Source organism: Pseudomonas sp. NFACC43, assembly GCF_900119645.1.
Classification (GTDB): domain Bacteria; phylum Pseudomonadota; class Gammaproteobacteria; order Pseudomonadales; family Pseudomonadaceae; genus Aquipseudomonas.
The window spans coordinates 20,932-37,242 of the sequence record NZ_FPKK01000002.1; the positions used below are offsets into that span (position 1 = coordinate 20,932).

Sequence of the window (16,311 nt, forward strand, 5' to 3'; positions counted from 1 at the left end):
CAGAACAATGACTAGGATAAGCACAGCTTATGTATGACGCCTTGGGTGACCTGTCCCTGGACCTGTTCCGTGCCTTTGAAGCCGCGGCTCGCCAACGCAGCTTCACGGCGGCGGCCGTCGAGCTGGGGACCACGCAGCCGGCCATCAGCCAGCAGATCAAGCGCCTTGAAGAACAACTGGGCACGCGCCTGTTCGACCGGATCTATCGCGGGATCGAGCTGACCGAGGCCGGCACGATCCTGTTCGAACAAGTGCAGGCGGGGCTGCAGAACATCGACGAGGGACTCAACGCCATCACCGCTCAACGCCAGCACGAAGTGTTGCAGGTGGCCACGGACTTCGCTTTCGCGGCCTATTGGCTGATGCCGCGCCTGCACCGTTTCCATGCGGCCAACCCACAGGTGGATGTCAGCCTGGTGACCAGCGAGCGTAACCACAACATGCTGCGTACCGATATCGACGTTGCTGTGCTGTTTGGCGACGGTCGCTTCAAACAAGGCGAAAGTCGCTGGTTGTTCAGCGAAGAAGTATTTCCGGTGTGCAGCCCGCTGCTGCTCAAGGAACGTCCCCTGCCCTTGTCCGCCCAGGCGTTGTCCGAGCTGCCCTTGCTGCATTTGCGAGGCAGTAACAGCAGCAACTGGTTCGACTGGAGCGGCGTGTTCCGGGAACTGGGCATCACCTCGCCACCGGCCCCCGGGCAACTGCGTTTCGACAACTACACCCTGCTGATCCAGGCGGCGATTGGCGGCCAGGGCGTCGCCATTGGCTGGCGGCACCTTGTGGATAACTTATTGGCCCAAGGCCTGCTCTGTCGTCCGATTACCGAGACGGTGCTGTCGCGGCTGGGGTACTACGTCGTCTTGCCCCAGCGCAAAAGACGCGGCGTCCTGATCAAGCAGTTCGTGGACTGGCTGATGGAAGAACAGGCCAACAGTGGCGAGTCGCTTACCGGCTTGCCATTACCGTCGATTGCCGTCTGAGTGGCCAGGGCGCTCGCTCGTCGGGGCTGGGGATCAGGTGGCAGCCACGAAATTCACATGTTCGCCCACATGCAGGTTCAGGCGCAGCTCATCGGCAATGCCGACCGCCACACGGTTGAGCCTTTCGAGGGACTCGGCCACGCCGGGTTCCAGGCTGGTGCTGACCTGGCTGAAATGCTCGATACTCAACCCGGCGGCGGCATAGGGTGAGTTGACGAGGGTCCATTGCAGCGAGCTGTGTCGCAGGGCATCGAGGATCTCCTCGGCGGCATGACGCTGCAGGTCATCTTCGACCTGTTCCTCGTCCAGCACAGCGAAATCCCCCACCAGGAACAACCGGGAAACCTTGACCGCCTGCATCCCGGCAATCAAGGCATCCACCGCCAGCACCTGTTCCACCGGGCCCGGAATGAGCGTGCGCTCCACCTGTTCGCTGTTCATCGGCAAACCCGGAGCGTTCAGCAGACACACCACCGCGTCGGTACCGGCGACGCTCTGCTTGACCCGTTCGGGATCATAGAGATCCCCCGTCTTGGCCCGCAGGCCCGGACGCGGCGCCAGCGCCGTGAGATCATCGAGAATGGCAATGACTTCATGCTGGCGCCGCAGCATCTCAGCCATCAACGCACTGCCGAGGCTGCTCATGGCACCATAGAGCACCACTTTGATGACCGGGGTTTCGGCGTTCTTCATGGCTGTTTTCCTTTTTTACCGCATGTAAGCCTCTGACCCGTGGAAAACCCGGAGGGTTCGGCCTTGCAGGACAAGGAGTGAAAGATGCAACGGATCAAGGGCTATCATGCCCACGTCTATTTCGATGCCAGCACCCTGGACCAGGCCCGGGCACTGTGTGAGGAAGCGGCGCAGCTGTTTGCGCTGAAGATGGGCCGGGTCCACCAGCGTCCGGTCGGCCCTCATCCGGACTGGAGTTGCCAGCTGGCGTTCGACCCGCAGTACATCGGCGTAGTCCTGCCGTGGCTCGCGCTCAATCGCAATGGCCTGGTGATCTTCCTGCACCCGGACACCGGCGATGACCTGAAGGACCACACCGACCATGCGATCTGGATGGGCGCGATGCGGCCGTTGAATCTTTCGGTGTTTGCCGCAAGAACTTGATTGCTCCTGTGGCGAGGGGATTTATCCCCGCTGGACTGCGCAGCAGGCCCAAAAGGGCAGAGTGCATTCTCCGGGTATTACACGATGACAGGTTTCAGGGCCGCTTCGCGCCCCAGCGGGGATAAATCCCCTCGCCACAGCAGTGCTGCCTAACAAGGTCATCATCTGCGGCTCGTCCCCATTTACCCTGCGAAAGCTTGATGAAAGCTAGCGCGATTAGGATCGCCCCCACTCCCGGCAAAAGACCGGCGGCCCGAGACGCAGCTCGAATGCGCGTCTGGCCTTTTTAACAACAACAATGGTGACCCTGATGTCCTCTGCTATTCATCCCGTCGTACCCACTCCATCCGTCCGTTCCGTGCCTCTCGTTCTGCGCTGACCTCTGCGGTTCGCCTTTACCCGCCACGCCACGCCTGGAGTATTCCCCATGCTGACTTTCCTTGGCTTCGCCATGGTCATCACCTTCATGTTCCTGATCATGACCAAGCGCCTGTCCGCGCTGATCGCCCTGATCATCATTCCGATCCTGTTCGCCCTGTTCGGTGGTTTTGCGCCGAAAATCGGCCCGATGATGCTCGAAGGCATCACCAAGCTCGCCCCGACCGGGGTGATGCTGATGTTCGCGATTCTGTATTTTGCGCTGATGATCGATTCCGGCCTGTTCGACCCGGCCGTGCGCAAGATTCTCAAGCTGGTCAAGGGCGACCCGCTGAAAGTTTCGGTCGGTACCGCCGTTCTGGCGCTCGTCGTCTCCCTCGATGGCGACGGCGCGACCACTTATATGATCTGCGTGGCCGCGATGCTGCCGCTCTACAGCCGCATCGGCATGAGCCCACGGATCATGGCCGGCCTGATCATCCTCGCCGGCGGCGTGATGAACATGACCCCTTGGGGCGGCCCGACGGCGCGTGCGGCCAGTGCGTTGCATGTCGACCCGTCCGACATCTTCGTTCCGATGATCCCGGCGATGGCCTTCGGTGTCGTGGCGATCCTGGTGATTGCCTATATGTACGGCAAGCGCGAGCGTGCGCGCCTGGGTGAACTGCACCTGGTGGGCGAGGAAATGGATCACAGCGAGATCAGCGTTTCCCAGTTCCCGGACGCCCGCCGTCCGAAGCTGATCTGGTTCAACGGCGCGCTGACCCTGGGCCTGATGTGTACCCTGATCGCTGGCCTGCTGCCGCTGCCGGTGCTGTTCATGGTGGCCTTCAGCATCGCGATGATCGTCAACTACCCTTGCCTGCAGCAGCAGAAAGACCGCGTTGCGGCGCATGCCGGTAGCGTACTGGCGGTGGTCGGGCTGATTTTCGCGGCGGGTATCTTCACCGGCATCCTGTCCGGTACCGGTATGGTCGACGCCATGTCCAAGAGCCTGTTGGCCGTGATCCCGGATTTCCTCGGCCCGTACCTGGCCGTGATTACCGCGCTGGCCAGCATGCCGTTCACTTTCTTCATGTCCAACGACGCATTTTATTACGGGGTGTTACCGGTGCTGGCCGAAGCAGCCAGTCATTACGGTATCTCGCCGGTTGAAATGGCACGTGCCTCCATCGTTGGCCAGCCCGTGCACCTGCTGAGCCCGCTGGTTCCGTCCACCTACCTGCTGGTAGCCTTGGCCGGGATCGAGTTCGGCGACCACCAGCGCTTCACGCTGAAGTGGGCAGTACTGGTTTGCCTGTGCATAATGTTCGCCGCCTTGCTGATGGGGATTTTTCCGCTGTTCAGCACTCTATAAAAGCAACACATGACGCTGCGTCGCTCTCCTACGAACCGAAGCGACGCGGCCTAACAAACGCTCAAAGGAACTCACATGGAATGGCTGACCAACCCGGAAATCTGGGTTGCCTTCTTTACCCTGACGGCCCTGGAAATTGTCCTGGGCATCGATAACATCATCATGATTTCGATCCTGGTCAGCCGCATGCCCAAGCACATGCAGGCGCGCACCCGGATTTTCGGTCTGGCCCTGGCCATGATCACGCGGATCCTGCTGCTGTTGTCCATCACCTGGGTCATGCGCCTGACCACCGATTTGTTCGAAGTGTTCGGCAAGGGTATCTCCGGTCGTGACCTGATCCTGTTCTTCGGTGGCCTGTTCCTGCTGTGGAAAAGCTCCCAGGAGATGTACCACGCCCTGGAAGGTGAAGACGAAAGCAACGAGGCGCCTGCGGGCAAGGGCGGCAGCTTCATCTACACCATCATCCAGATCGCGATCATCGACATCGTGTTCTCCCTGGACTCGGTCATCACCGCCGTGGGCATGGTCTCCCATGTACCGGTCATGGTGGCGGCGATCATCGTGGCGGTCCTGGTGATGATGCTGGCCTCGGGCACCATCAGCCAGTTCATCGACAAGCACCCGTCGCTGAAAATGCTGGCGCTGTCGTTCCTGCTGGTGGTCGGTACCGTGCTGATCGCCGAGTCCCTCGATGTGCATGTACCTAAGGGCTACGTCTACTTCGCCATGGCGTTCTCCCTGGCGGTGGAAGCCATCAACATCAAGATGCGCACCGCGATGGCCCGCAAGCGCAAGCAGCAGGATCCAGTGAAACTGCGCAAGGATGTTCCCGGTCAGTAACGATACGGGGCAATGAACGAAGGGGCTCTCTGGAGCCCCTTTTTCATGCCCGGAGAAAGGCCCCTGTGGGAGCGAGCTTGCTCGCGATAGCGGTCTGTGGGCAATGAAGAGGTTGAATGTCGGGGCCCCATCGCGAGCACGCTCGCTCTCACTGGAGCTGAGGGGGTTATTTTTATGACAGTTTTGTTTCAAACGATTCTTTAGCTGTGCAATGCTGGCGTCCGAACCGTTCGCCAACTACAGCTTAAATACAAGAACGAAGAATGTGGCACCGTCAATTTGTCCCTTTGGGACGCTAACAGGGGGCTTCTCATGCTGACCCTGCTCAACTTGCTCTCCGCGGTGGCCCTGCTGATCTGGGGCACGCACATTGTCCGTACCGGCATCCTGCGGGTCTACGGCTCGAACCTGCGGCACGTCATCAGCCAGAACATGTCCAGGCGCTGGCTGGCTTTCATCGCCGGTATCATGGTCACGGCCATGGTCCAGAGCAGCAATGCCACCGCCATGCTGGTCACCTCCTTCGTCGGCCAGGGCCTGATGGCATTGACTCCTGCCCTGGCGACCATGCTGGGCGCCGACGTCGGCACGGCACTGATGGCCCGGGTGCTGACCCTGGACCTGTCCTGGCTGTCGCCCTTGCTGATTTTCCTCGGGGTGATTTTCTTCCTGTCGCGCAAGCAGACGCGCGTCGGGCAGATGGGGCGGGTGGGCATCGGCCTGGGCCTGATCATCCTGGCGCTGCAATTGATCGTCGAGGCCGCCGCGCCCATCACCCACGCCCAGGGCGTGAAAGTGATCTTCGCTTCGTTGACCGGTGACATCCTCCTCGACGCCCTGGTCGGTGCGGTCTTTGCCATGGTGTCCTACTCCAGCCTGGCCGCCGTGCTGTTGACCGCCACCCTGGCCGGCGCGGCGGTGATCAGCCTGCCGGTCGCCATTGGTCTGGTGATCGGCGCCAACATCGGCAGCGGTGTGCTGGCCTTCCTGGGTACCAGCATGCAGAACGCCGCCGGCCGCCAGGTGGCACTGGGCAGCTTGCTGTACAAGCTGATCGGGCTGTTGCTGATCATTCCGGTGCTCGATCCGCTGGTAGGCTGGCTCGACAGCCTGGACTTCAGCCCCCAGGAAACGGTCATCGGCTTCCATCTGCTCTACAACGCCGTTCGTTGCCTGGTCCTGCTGCCCAGCGTCGCCCCCATGGCGAAACTCTGCGCCTGGCTGCTGCCAGACCGTCCAGACACCAATGGCACGGCCAAGCCACGCCACCTGGACCCGGCCGCCCTCGCCACCCCAAGCCTGGCCCTGGCGAACGCGGCCCGGGAAACCTTGCGCATCGGCGACCAGATCGAAAACATGCTCGAAGCCATGCTCGACGTGCTGCGCGGCCAGCAGACGGCCGTCACCCAGGAGGTCCGGCGTGTCAGCGACGACGTCGAAGCCTTGTGCAGCGCCATCAAGCTGTACATGGCCCAGATGCCCCGCGAGGACCTCAGTGAACAGGACAGCCGTCGCTGGGCGGAGATCATCGAGCTGGCCATCAACCTGAAGCTGGCCAGCGACCTTATCGAACGCATGCTGCGCAAGGTCCAGCAGCAGAAGACCTCGCAGCGGCGGTCCTTTTCCGAGGTGGGCCTGGAGGAGTTGGCGGGGCTGCACAGCCATCTGATCGCCAACCTGCGCCTGGGGCTGTCGGTGTTTCTCAGTGGCGACCGGGAAAGCGCCCGTCAATTGCTGCGTGAGAAACGGCGTTTTCGCGCCCAGGAAAGGCGCATGGCCCATGCTCACGTCAGTCGTTTGCAGCGCAAGGTCATACAAAGCCTGGAGACCAGTTCCCTGCACCTGGATCTGATTGCCGACATGAGGCGTCTCAACTCGCTGTTCTGCGGCAGTGCCTATGTGGTGCTGGAAAGTGCCGAGATCGGCGCCCTGGCGGCCGATGAAATCTCGGACATCACCCATTCGCCTTGAACATCTGGCGCGTTGTCCAGTCAACAAGGTTGGACTGTCAGTCGCCAGGATGCTCATTTTATGCGTGGTCTGTTACTCGCCCTCCTCTTGCTAGGCTCGTTGCCCGTGGCGGCCCTGGATCGGTTCCAGGTCGAAGGGTATACGCTGCCCAACGGCATGCAGCTATTGCTCAAGCCCGGCAGCGAACGCGGGCATGTCGCGATCCGGCTGGTGATTGGCGTGGGCCTGGACGATTTCAGTTGCGCCGACAAGGAGCTGCCGCACCTGCTCGAGCATGCGCTGTTCAGCGGGATCGACGAGGGTGGCGAGGGCGCGCTGGAAGAGCGCATGCAGGCATTGGGCGGCGAGTGGAACGCCTTCACCAGTAACGCCGACACCACTTTTGTCATCGAAGCGCCGGCGAGCAACCAGCGCAAGGTGCTGGACCTGCTGCTGGCGGTGCTGACCCGCACTCGCATCGACGACAAGGCCCTGGAAGCGGCCAAGCGGGTGGTCGAACGCGAGGATGGCGGCCACTACACCCACCTGCAACGCTGGCTCGACCGTCAGGACCTGGGCCACAGGGCCAGCAATCAGCTGGCAGTGGAACTGGGCCTGCGCTGCGCGGAGCGGGCCGAGGTGGGGCAACACTCCCTCGCCCGCCTCGAACAGGTTCGCAAAAGCTGGTACGCACCGAACAACATGACGCTGATTGTCGTCGGCGATCTCGACCGGGTGCTGCCGGCCTATCTGGAACGCACCTTTGGCGCGCTCGAACCGGTCGAGCCCAGCGCCCACAAACCGCTGCCGCAGATTCGCTACAGCGCGGTCACCAAGCGCAACCTGATCCGCGGCCTGTCAGGGGATGGCGCCAAGCTGCACTGGCTGTTCCCGGAGCCGGTGCTGGACCAGCAGCACGACGAAACCTTCGATCTGCTCAAGGACTACCTGGACTGGGCGCTCTATCGCCAACTGCGCCTGGCCAGTGGCCTGTCCTACGGCCCCTGGGTGGAGCGGGAAGTGTTTGGTGGCGTCGGCTTCTTCAGCCTGAACGCAGACCTGGCCCGCGAGGACCTGCCAGAAGCCGAGGCGGCGCTCGAGGCGCTGCGCAATACGTTGCTCAAGGACGGACTGGATCCCGACACGTTCATGCGCATCAAGCGCGCGGCCATCGCCCATCAGTCCTGGGCGGTACAAGGCAACAGCGCACTGGCCGATTACTACTGGGGCGCCCTGGGCGACTACGAGGACGGTCGCTTCGCCAACCCCGCCGTGCGCCTGCAGGCGGTGAGCCTGGAACAGGCCAACCAGGCCCTGGACGAACTGCTCAAGGATCCGGGTTACCTGCGCATCGAAAAGCCGCTGCTCAGCGACGATGAACTGGTATGGACCCTGGTCGCCTTGGTGGGGCTGCTGCTGGCCTGGGTGGCGTGGCGCCTGCGCCGACGCAGGGCCTGACCCGCCCGGCCGGTATCATGGGTAGCGAACGGGTTTATCCCGATCGGCTGCCGGGCGGAACACTTCCCGCGTCACAAGTGATCACGAGCCTCGCCATGCCGATGCCCGGACGATACTCTATCGGGGATATTTCCTACGTCTTGATGTGAAACCGCCGAATGCAAAACCTGACTCACTATATCCAGCGCCTTCTTGAACTGATGAAGCGCTACCCGGGGGTCATCGCGCTGGGCGGTTTCGTGTCCGGGATCGGCAGTTTCATGCTGGTGGACCGCCAGCAGGGCCTGGCGAGCTGGATCGCCATCGTGATGTTGGTGAGTTGGCTCTGGCTGATGCTGGAAAACAGCCTGACCCGCCTGTTCACGCGGGTTTTCAAACGGGAAATTCCCCAGCCGCTGTTGCGTTACGCCACGCAGATGATCCACCAGGAAAGCCTGTTCTTCGTCCTGCCGTTTTTCTTCGTCACCACCACCTGGAACAGCAGCCAACTGCTTTTCACCGGCCTGCTCACCGCGGCGGCACTGATTTCCATCATCGACCCGCTGTACTACAAATGGCTGGCGCCCCGGCGCTGGGCCTTCCTGGCGTTGCACACCCTGACGCTGTTCGCCGCCCTGCTCACCGCATTGCCGGTCATCTTGCACCTGACCACCGACCAGAGCTTCAAGCTGGCCCTGGGCACGGCCATGCTGCTGTCGTTTCCCAGCCTCGCTTCGATCTTCCCGATCCGCACCGTGCGCAACGCCCTGGCGATCCTGTGCATCACCCTGGGCATTGGCGCTGCCGGCTGGGTGCTGCGTTCCTGGGTACCGCCCGCGACATTGTGGATGACCGAAGTGGCGATCAGCACTCAGCTGGAAGACCGCACACCCGGCGCCAGCCTCAAGGAAGTCAGCGCCGCCCAGATCCGTGGCAACGGCCTGTACGCCTACACGGCGATCAACGCACCACGCGGGCTCGACGAGCGGATCTATCACGTCTGGCAATTCAACGGCAAGGAAGTCGATCGCATCGCCCTGGACATCCACGGTGGGCGCAAGGAAGGCTATCGCGCCTGGACCCACAAGCAGAACTTCCCGGATGACCCGGCAGGCAAATGGCAGGTGCGGGTGCTCACGGAAAATGGCCAGGTGATCGGTGTGCTGCGTTTCAATGTGAGCGCCGCTGCGCCCGCAGCAAAATAATGACAGTCATGCTATTAGGTAGCGCTGTTCAAACCGAACGAGCATGGAGCTTATGACCCCCAGCCCCTCTATGGGCAGTGCCCGACTCGACACGTCCGGCTCGCCGGCGCAACTGTGGATCAGTGGCGACTGGACCCTGGCCCATTACGCCCAGCTCAAGCGCTTGAGCGAATCGCTGCGCGGCCAGTACGACGAAAACGCCCGGATCGATCTCAACGGCCTCGGCGCCCTCGACACCGCCGGAGCCTCGCTATTGGTGGAGCTGCTGGGTTCGGAAAGGCTGGGCAAGACCGCCGAACACCCGGACTGCAGCCTGCCGGCAGCCGAGCGCGCCCTGCTGCAGACCGTGTATTGCTCGCTGACGGATTTCTGCGTACCGGACAAAGAGCCGAAAGTCAGCGTCGTGACCCAATTGCTGACACGCATCGGACGGGCCGTGGAGAAGGTCTGGCAGGACACCCTGCAGTTGCTCGGCTTTGTCGGCCTGATCCTGGAAACCCTGGCCCGCGGCCTGTTCCACCCACGGCGCTGGCGGATTACCCCAATGGTGGTTCACATCGAGCAGACCGGCCTGGACGCGGCACCCATCGTGGCCTTGCTGACGTTCCTGGTGGGAGCGGTGGTGGCCTTCCTCGGGGCGACGGTGCTGGCGGATTTCGGCGCCAGTATCTTCACCGTGGACTTGGTGGCGTTCTCGTTTCTGCGTGAATTCGGCGTGTTGCTGACGGCGATCCTCATGGCCGGTCGTACCGCCAGCGCATTCACCGCGCAGATCGGCTCGATGAAGGCCAACGAGGAAATCGACGCCATCAGGACCCTCGGCCTCGATCCTGTCGAGTTGCTGGTGCTGCCCAGGGTGCTGGCCCTCCTGGTGGCGCTGCCCATGCTGACATTCGTGGCCATGCTCGCGGGCATCATTGGCGGCGGCGTGGTGTGCGCCCTGTCCCTGGGCATCTCTCCGGCCATGTTCCTGTCGCTGCTGCAATCGGACATCGGCGTGCAGCACTTCGTGGTGGGCATGGTCAAGGCGCCGATCTTCGCGTTTCTGATCGCTGCCATCGGCTGCCTGGAAGGCTTCAAGGTCAGCGGCAGTGCCGAATCGGTCGGGGCCCACACCACCTCCAGCGTAGTGCAGTCGATTTTCGTGGTGATCGTGCTGGATGCCGTGGCCGCGCTGTTTTTCATGGAGATGAGCTGGTGAGTCGACCTCGTGCTACACCCGCCGACGCGGTGATCCAGGTGCGCGGCCTGTGCAATCGCTTTGGCCGCCAGAGCGTGCATGAAAACCTCGACCTGGACGTCTACAAAGGCGAGATCCTCGCCGTGGTGGGCGGCTCCGGCAGTGGCAAGTCGGTGCTGCTGCGCAGCATCGTCGGCCTGAACCAGCCCAGCGAGGGTTCGGTGCGGGTGTTCGGCCAGGACTTGCCAAGCCTGCCCCCGGCACAACGCTCACGGGTGGAACGACGCTTTGGCGTGCTGTTCCAGAAGGGCGCGCTGTTTTCGTCCCTGACGGTGACAGAGAACGTCGCCCTGCCGCTGATCGAACATGCCGGCCTCAGCCGGGCCGACGCCGAACACCTGGCGGCGGTGAAACTCGCCCTGGCCGGACTGCCGCTCTCGGCCGCGGACAAGTACCCCGCGTCGCTGTCCGGCGGCATGATCAAGCGGGCCGCCCTGGCCCGTGCGCTGGCCCTGGACCCGGACATCCTGTTTCTCGACGAACCCACTGCCGGACTCGACCCCATTGGCGCGGCGGCCTTCGACCAGTTGATCCTGACGCTGCGCGACGCCCTGGGCCTGAGCGTGTTCCTGGTCACCCACGACCTGGACACCCTCTACACCATCACGGATCGAGTAGCGGTGCTGGCCCAGAAAAAAGTCCTGGTGGCTGATGTCATCGACAAGGTGTCGGAAACCGACGATGCCTGGATTCATGAATACTTTCATGGCCCTCGCGGCCGCGCGGCGCTGTCGGCCGCTACACAGTCCAACGAGGTTTGACATGGAAACCCGAGCCCATCATGTACTGATCGGCCTGTTCACCGTCATTGTGGTGGTCAGCGCCCTGCTGTTCGGCCTCTGGCTGGCCAAGTCCAGCGTGGACAGCGAGTTCAAGGATTACGAAGTGGTGTTCAACGAGGCTGTCAGCGGCTTGTCCCGAGGCAGCTCGGTGGAATACAGCGGCATCAAGGTCGGGGACGTGGTGAACCTGCGCCTGGATCCGAACGATCCGCGCCGGGTGCTGGCGCGAGTGCGCTTGAGCGGTGAAACGCCGATCAAGCAGGACACCCAGGCCAAGCTGGCACTGACGGGCATCACCGGCACCTCGATCATCCAGCTCAGTGGCGGCACGCCCCAGAGCCCGCCATTGACCGGGCACGACGGCGAACCGCCGGTGATCGTCGCCGCGCCCTCACCCATCGCCCGCCTGCTCAATAACAGCGACGACGTGATGACCAACATCAACCTGCTGCTGCACAACGCCAACGAGGTGTTTTCCTCCGACAACGTCCAGCGCCTGAGCAATACCCTGGATCATCTGGAACAAACCACCGGGGTCATTGCCGATCAGCGTGGCGACATTCGCCAGGCCATGCAGCAACTGGCGTCCATCGGCAAACAGGCCAGCGCCACGCTGGAGCAGACCACCGCGCTGATGCGCAACGCCAATGGGCTGCTCAACGACCAGGGCAAACAGGCGTTCGGCAATGCCGGCCAGGCCATGGAGTCCCTGGCTCGCAGCACGGCGACCCTCGACAGACTGCTGGACGACAACCGCGACGCGCTGAACAACGGCATGCAAGGCCTCAACGCCCTGGCGCCGGCCGTGCGCGAGCTGCGGGAAACCCTGAGTGCCCTGCGCGGTATATCCCGGCGCCTGGACGCCAACCCCAGCGGCTATCTGCTGGGCAATGACAAGGATAAGGAGTTCACGCCATGAAGCCGTTCAATCGATTCGTCTGTCCGGCGCTGGTGCTGACAGCGTTTATCCTGCTGACCGGGTGTTCGATCCTGCCCAAGGCCGAGCCGTCGGACATCTATCGGCTGCCCGCCAGCCAGGCGTCGGCCTCGGCCGGCACGCCGGTGAGCTGGTCGTTGCGCCTAGCCAGCCCGCAGGCCAGCGAAGTGCTCAACAGCCCGAAAATCGCGGTCATTCCCCAGGGCAACCTGTTCAGCAGCTACGCCGCCTCGCGCTGGAGCGATCCCGCCCCGGTGTTGCTGCGCAATCGCTTGCTCGACGGCTTTGCCCAGGACGGACGGGTCAGGCTGCTGAGTGTCGCCGACAGCAACCTGCAGGCAGACCTGGAACTGGGCGGGCAATTGCAGGCGTTCCAGACCGAATACCAGGGCTCGGCCGCCAGCGTGGTGGTTCGCCTGGATGCATTGCTGGTGCGTGGTTTCGACCAGCGCATCCTGGCCAGCCGCCGCTTCGAAGTGCGCCAGCCCTTGAGCGATGTGAAGGTACCGGCGGTGGTGGATGGCTTTGGCCGGGCCAGTGACCGGCTGACCGCCGAGGTGGTGAACTGGACGCTGGAGCAGGGTCAGCGCTTCGCGACCCCGGCGCCCTGAACCTCAGCCAAAGAACCAGTAGCACACGCCGATCGCCCCCAGCACGCCGGCCAGCTCCGCCAGCAGCGCGCACCCCACCGCATGCCGCGCCCGCTGGATGCCCACGGCGCCGAAGTACACCGCCAGCACATAGAAGGTGGTTTCCGTGCTGCCCTGGATGGTGGCTGCCACCAGGGCCGGGAAGCTGTCCACCCCGGAAGTCTTCATGGTTTCGATCAGCATCGCCCGGGCGGCGCTGCCGGAGAAGGGCTTGACCATGGCCGTGGGCAAGGCGTCGACGAAACGCGTGTCCCAACCCGCCCACTGCACCAGGTGCCGGATGCCATCCAGGCCGAAATCCAGCGCGCCCGAAGCCCGCAGCACGCCCACGGCGCAGAGCATGGCCACCAGGTAGGGCAGCAGGCCCTTGGCAACGTCGAACCCTTCCTTGGCACCTTCGACGAACGCTTCGTAGACCTTGACCTTGCGCAGCGCGCCGATCACCAGGAACAGGATGATCAGGCCGAACAACGTCAGGTTGCCCAGGATCGATGACAACCCCGCCAAGGCCGTGGCCGAGAGCGTCGTCAGCATGGCCATGAAACCGCCCAGCACCAACGCACCGGGCACCAGGTACGCCAGCACTACCGGGTCCCACAGACGAAGACGCTGCATGAACGCCACCGACAGCAGCCCCACCAGGGTCGAGCAACTGGTGGCGAGCAGGATCGGCAGGAACACCAGGGTCGGGTCCGGCGCACCTTGCTGGGCGCGGTACATGAAAATCGTCACCGGCAGCAGCGTCAGCGACGACGCGTTGAGCACCAGGAACAGGATCTGGGCATTGCTGGCGATGGTCGGGCTGGGATTGAGGTCCTGCAGGGCACGCATGGCCTTGAGGCCGATGGGGGTGGCGGCGTTATCCAGTCCCAGCCCGTTGGCGGCGAAGTTGAGGGTGATCAGGCCGATCGCCGGATGGCCCGGCGGCACTTCCGGCATCAGGCGCAGGAACAGCGGGCCGAGGGCCTTGGCCAGCCAGTCGACGATGCCGGCCTTTTCGGCGATGCGCAGGAACCCCAGCCAGAGGGTCAGGGTGCCGAACAGCAGGACCATGACCTCCACCGACAGCTTGGCCATGGCAAAGATGCTTTCCACCATGGCCGCGAAGATCCCGGCGTTGCCGCCGACCAGCCACTGCACCAGCGCCGATACGGCCGCCACGATAAAGAAGCCAAGCCACAGGCCATTGAGCATCGGTTAAATCCCCCGGAAGATGCGGCGAATGATAGCGGGGCTGGCAGAAACGACAAACCCCGGATTTTCCCGGGGTTTGCCTGGATGTTGAATGTGCCGTCGCCATCGCGGGCCTTGAAGCCTGATGCCGATCAGTCAACTGGCACACAACCCGCTGGGCTGCGGAGCAGGCCTGAAACCGGACGACGCGCTAGGTCTGGTCAATGACATCGGCAATGGTGGGGCCGCTTGGCGGCCCAGCGGGGGATAAATCCCCTCGTCACAATCCTGGCCTCAAGACAGGCATCAATGGCTGGAAGGCTCCCCCGCCGGCAGCGGCTCCTTGCTGCGCCAGTGTGGCAGGGAGTTCCAGTAGCGCTGGCCCTTGGCATCGTCGTACATGCCTTCCCAACGAGCGATCACCAGCACCGCCAGGGCGTTGCCGATCACGTTCAGCGCGGTACGGGCCATATCCATGATGCGGTCGACACCGGCGATGAAGGCCAGGCCTTCCAAGGGAATACCGACACTGCCGAGGGTGGCGAGCAGCACCACGAAGGATACGCCCGGCACGCCGGCGATGCCCTTGGAAGTGACCATCAGGGTCAGAACCAATAGCAGTTGCTGGCTGATGGACAGGTCGATGCCATACAGCTGGGCGATGAAGATCGCCGCGATGCTCTGATAGAGGGTCGAACCATCGAGGTTGAACGAATAACCGGTGGGCACCACGAAGCTGCAGATGGCTTTCGGTGCGCCGTAGGCTTCCATCTTCTCGATCACCCGCGGCAATACCGTTTCGGAGCTGGCGGTGGAGTAGGCCAGCACCAGTTCGTCCTTGAAAATGCGCATCAGCTTGAGCACCGAGAAGCCGAACAGGCGCGCAACCAGGCCCAGTACCACGAAGGCGAAGAAGGCGATGGCGACGTAAACCAGGATCACCAGTTTTGCCAATGGCAGCAGGGAAGCGAAGCCGAAGTTGGCGACGGTCACCGCGATCAGTGCGAAAACGCCGATCGGCGCGTAGTTCATGATCATGTGGGTGACCTTGAACATGCTTTCCGACACGCCCTGGAACATTTTCACCAGCGGGTCGCGCAGGTCCGGCTGCAGGCTGGAAAGACCGAGGCCGAACAGAACGGAGAAGAAAATGATCGGCAGCATCTCGCCGCGAGCGGCCGCTGCGAAGATGTTTGACGGGATCAGGTTGAGGATGGTCTGGATAAAGGCATGTTCATGCTGGACTTCGGCGGCCGTGGCCTGGTACTTGGAAATGTCCACGGTACCCAGGGTGCTCATGTCGATGCCGCTGCCTGGATGGAAGAAGTTGGCCAGCAGCAGGCCGACAACAATAGCGATGGTGGTGACGACTTCGAAATAGACGATGGTCTTGAAGCCGATACGCCCGAGTTTCTTGGCGTCACCGACCCCGGCAATGCCGACGATCAGGGAGGAAATCACGATCGGGATCACGATCATCTTGATCAGGCGAATGAAGATATCGCCTGCCGGTTGCAACACGTTGCTGATCCACCAGGCCTTTTCGCCACTGAAATGGTTGAGCAGCGCGCCGAGTGCAATCCCGAGCACCAGGCCGATGAGAATCTGCCAGGCGAGGCTTAGTTTTGCCTTCTTCATATCATTACCCTTACTTCGATTGGACACGGACAAAAGCATGGAAGGGACCGCTCATGGCGACACGAATCCGCGCTTTTGCCCCCGTATAAGGTCACCCCGAGCACGCGCTGGCGGCTGACTGGCGGGCGAAAAAAGGCGCAACTATTGCGAGGCGAGGGGGGATCGTCTAATGCCGTAACCGCCTACCCCATGCCGAATCGGCATGAGTTTTTCCAAACAAAACGCGCGTCCCAACCGGTTCGAATGTGCCAATTAGGCAGGCAAAAGCGCCGTGAACCGGCCATTTCAGCGTAGCCTGCGCCTTTTTCAGCGCCAGGAAAACCGCCAGGGCTCAGACAAATTGTCGCAACGTCATTTAATGAAATAGCGTGAACCTTCTCCGATTAACGGTCAGGTCCGGAAGGGAAAGAGCGCTGGAAGGGCAAAAAACCGCAGGGGATGGGGCACGGCTGGGATAAAAATGACCAGGCGCTCTGGCTCAAGCCTCTTGCGTTGAAAAGCTCTCCGCAGGTTCGCCCAGCCCCAGGGACTTTGCGAACCTGCGTCGCAGCTTTTACCTGACCCGGCCCTTTCGCAGGCACCCCTTGTGCCCGTAGGTCACTCCGACCCTCAATGGTCAGAACGT

At 62.6% G+C, this 16,311-nt stretch carries 14 protein-coding genes; 11 read left to right on the forward strand and 3 right to left on the reverse strand.

All coding sequences use genetic code 11. The features are described from left to right. Nucleotides 1-29: 29 nt before the first annotated feature. Nucleotides 30-980: a choline sulfate utilization transcriptional regulator gene (locus BT179_RS04035; RefSeq protein WP_072431298.1), complete on the forward strand. Its 951-nt coding sequence runs from the start codon at nt 30-32 to the stop codon at nt 978-980. Between the two features lie 33 nt (nt 981-1,013). On the opposite strand, the gene BT179_RS04040 is transcribed toward BT179_RS04035, so the two are convergent. Next, nucleotides 1,014-1,673 carry an NAD(P)-dependent oxidoreductase gene (locus BT179_RS04040; protein ID WP_072398232.1) on the reverse strand — a complete coding sequence of 220 codons (660 nt, stop codon included), beginning with the start codon at nt 1,671-1,673 and terminating at the stop codon, nt 1,014-1,016. A gap of 84 nt (nt 1,674-1,757) precedes the next feature. On the opposite strand from BT179_RS04040, the gene BT179_RS04045 reads away from it, so the two are divergent. The 10 genes from BT179_RS04045 to BT179_RS04090 all read left to right on the forward strand — a co-directional run bounded on the left by BT179_RS04045 (nt 1,758) and on the right by BT179_RS04090 (nt 12,836). Beyond that, nucleotides 1,758-2,096, forward strand: coding sequence for a DOPA 4,5-dioxygenase family protein (locus tag BT179_RS04045; protein WP_072398234.1), 339 nt, complete (start codon nt 1,758-1,760; stop codon nt 2,094-2,096). A 427-nt stretch (nt 2,097-2,523) separates the two neighbouring features. Next, complete coding sequence (locus tag BT179_RS04050) at nt 2,524-3,831, forward strand: CitMHS family transporter (RefSeq protein WP_072398236.1); 1,308 nt, start codon at nt 2,524-2,526, stop codon at nt 3,829-3,831. Between the two features lie 75 nt (nt 3,832-3,906). Then, on the forward strand, nt 3,907-4,674 hold the full coding sequence (locus BT179_RS04055) for a TerC family protein (protein ID WP_072398238.1): 768 nt from the start codon (nt 3,907-3,909) through the stop codon (nt 4,672-4,674). A gap of 312 nt (nt 4,675-4,986) precedes the next feature. Next, nucleotides 4,987-6,645, forward strand: coding sequence for a Na/Pi cotransporter family protein (locus BT179_RS04060; protein ID WP_072398240.1), 1,659 nt, complete (start codon nt 4,987-4,989; stop codon nt 6,643-6,645). A gap of 60 nt (nt 6,646-6,705) precedes the next feature. Further along, a complete protein-coding gene (locus BT179_RS04065) occupies nt 6,706-8,082 on the forward strand; it encodes a M16 family metallopeptidase (protein ID WP_072398257.1) in 1,377 nt (458 codons plus the stop codon). 158 nt (nt 8,083-8,240) lie between these two features. Continuing rightward, nucleotides 8,241-9,266 (forward strand): DUF5924 family protein, encoded by a 1,026-nt coding sequence (locus tag BT179_RS04070; protein WP_072398260.1) that lies wholly within the window; start codon nt 8,241-8,243, stop codon nt 9,264-9,266. Nucleotides 9,267-9,318: 52 nt separating this feature from the next. Then, nucleotides 9,319-10,467 carry an ABC transporter permease gene (locus tag BT179_RS04075; RefSeq protein ID WP_072431299.1) on the forward strand — a complete coding sequence of 383 codons (1,149 nt, stop codon included), beginning with the start codon at nt 9,319-9,321 and terminating at the stop codon, nt 10,465-10,467. Continuing rightward, entirely contained in the window at nt 10,464-11,267 is an 804-nt protein-coding gene (locus BT179_RS04080) for an ABC transporter ATP-binding protein (protein ID WP_072398264.1), read from the forward strand. Before BT179_RS04075 ends, BT179_RS04080 begins: the two co-directional genes overlap by 4 nt. Before the next feature lies 1 nt (nt 11,268). After that, a complete protein-coding gene (locus BT179_RS04085) occupies nt 11,269-12,207 on the forward strand; it encodes an MlaD family protein (RefSeq protein ID WP_072398266.1) in 939 nt (312 codons plus the stop codon). Further along, nucleotides 12,204-12,836 (forward strand): ABC-type transport auxiliary lipoprotein family protein, encoded by a 633-nt coding sequence (locus BT179_RS04090; RefSeq protein WP_072431300.1) that lies wholly within the window; start codon nt 12,204-12,206, stop codon nt 12,834-12,836. Before BT179_RS04085 ends, BT179_RS04090 begins: the two co-directional genes overlap by 4 nt. Nucleotides 12,837-12,839: 3 nt before the next feature. On the opposite strand, the gene BT179_RS04095 is transcribed toward BT179_RS04090, so the two are convergent. Beyond that, nucleotides 12,840-14,069 (reverse strand): nucleoside recognition domain-containing protein, encoded by a 1,230-nt coding sequence (locus BT179_RS04095; RefSeq protein ID WP_072398269.1) that lies wholly within the window; start codon nt 14,067-14,069, stop codon nt 12,840-12,842. Between the two features lie 285 nt (nt 14,070-14,354). Beyond that, nucleotides 14,355-15,686: a glutamate/aspartate:proton symporter GltP gene (gene gltP, locus BT179_RS04100; RefSeq protein WP_072398271.1), complete on the reverse strand. Its 1,332-nt coding sequence runs from the start codon at nt 15,684-15,686 to the stop codon at nt 14,355-14,357. Between the last annotated feature and the right edge of the window lie 625 nt (nt 15,687-16,311).

Coding starts and splice junctions, on each gene's coding strand:
- BT179_RS04040 (WP_072398232.1), bottom strand. CDS start 1,673: ATGAAGAACGCCGAAACCCCGGTCATCAAAGTGGTGCTCTATGGTGCC.
- BT179_RS04070 (WP_072398260.1), top strand. CDS start 8,241: ATGCAAAACCTGACTCACTATATCCAGCGCCTTCTTGAACTGATGAAG.
- BT179_RS04060 (WP_072398240.1), top strand. CDS start 4,987: ATGCTGACCCTGCTCAACTTGCTCTCCGCGGTGGCCCTGCTGATCTGG.
- BT179_RS04045 (WP_072398234.1), top strand. CDS start 1,758: ATGCAACGGATCAAGGGCTATCATGCCCACGTCTATTTCGATGCCAGC.
- BT179_RS04035 (WP_072431298.1), top strand. CDS start 30: ATGTATGACGCCTTGGGTGACCTGTCCCTGGACCTGTTCCGTGCCTTT.
- BT179_RS04090 (WP_072431300.1), top strand. CDS start 12,204: ATGAAGCCGTTCAATCGATTCGTCTGTCCGGCGCTGGTGCTGACAGCG.
- BT179_RS04075 (WP_072431299.1), top strand. CDS start 9,319: ATGACCCCCAGCCCCTCTATGGGCAGTGCCCGACTCGACACGTCCGGC.
- BT179_RS04055 (WP_072398238.1), top strand. CDS start 3,907: ATGGAATGGCTGACCAACCCGGAAATCTGGGTTGCCTTCTTTACCCTG.
- gltP (WP_072398271.1), bottom strand. CDS start 15,686: ATGAAGAAGGCAAAACTAAGCCTCGCCTGGCAGATTCTCATCGGCCTG.
- BT179_RS04050 (WP_072398236.1), top strand. CDS start 2,524: ATGCTGACTTTCCTTGGCTTCGCCATGGTCATCACCTTCATGTTCCTG.
- BT179_RS04095 (WP_072398269.1), bottom strand. CDS start 14,069: ATGCTCAATGGCCTGTGGCTTGGCTTCTTTATCGTGGCGGCCGTATCG.
- BT179_RS04065 (WP_072398257.1), top strand. CDS start 6,706: ATGCGTGGTCTGTTACTCGCCCTCCTCTTGCTAGGCTCGTTGCCCGTG.
- BT179_RS04085 (WP_072398266.1), top strand. CDS start 11,269: ATGGAAACCCGAGCCCATCATGTACTGATCGGCCTGTTCACCGTCATT.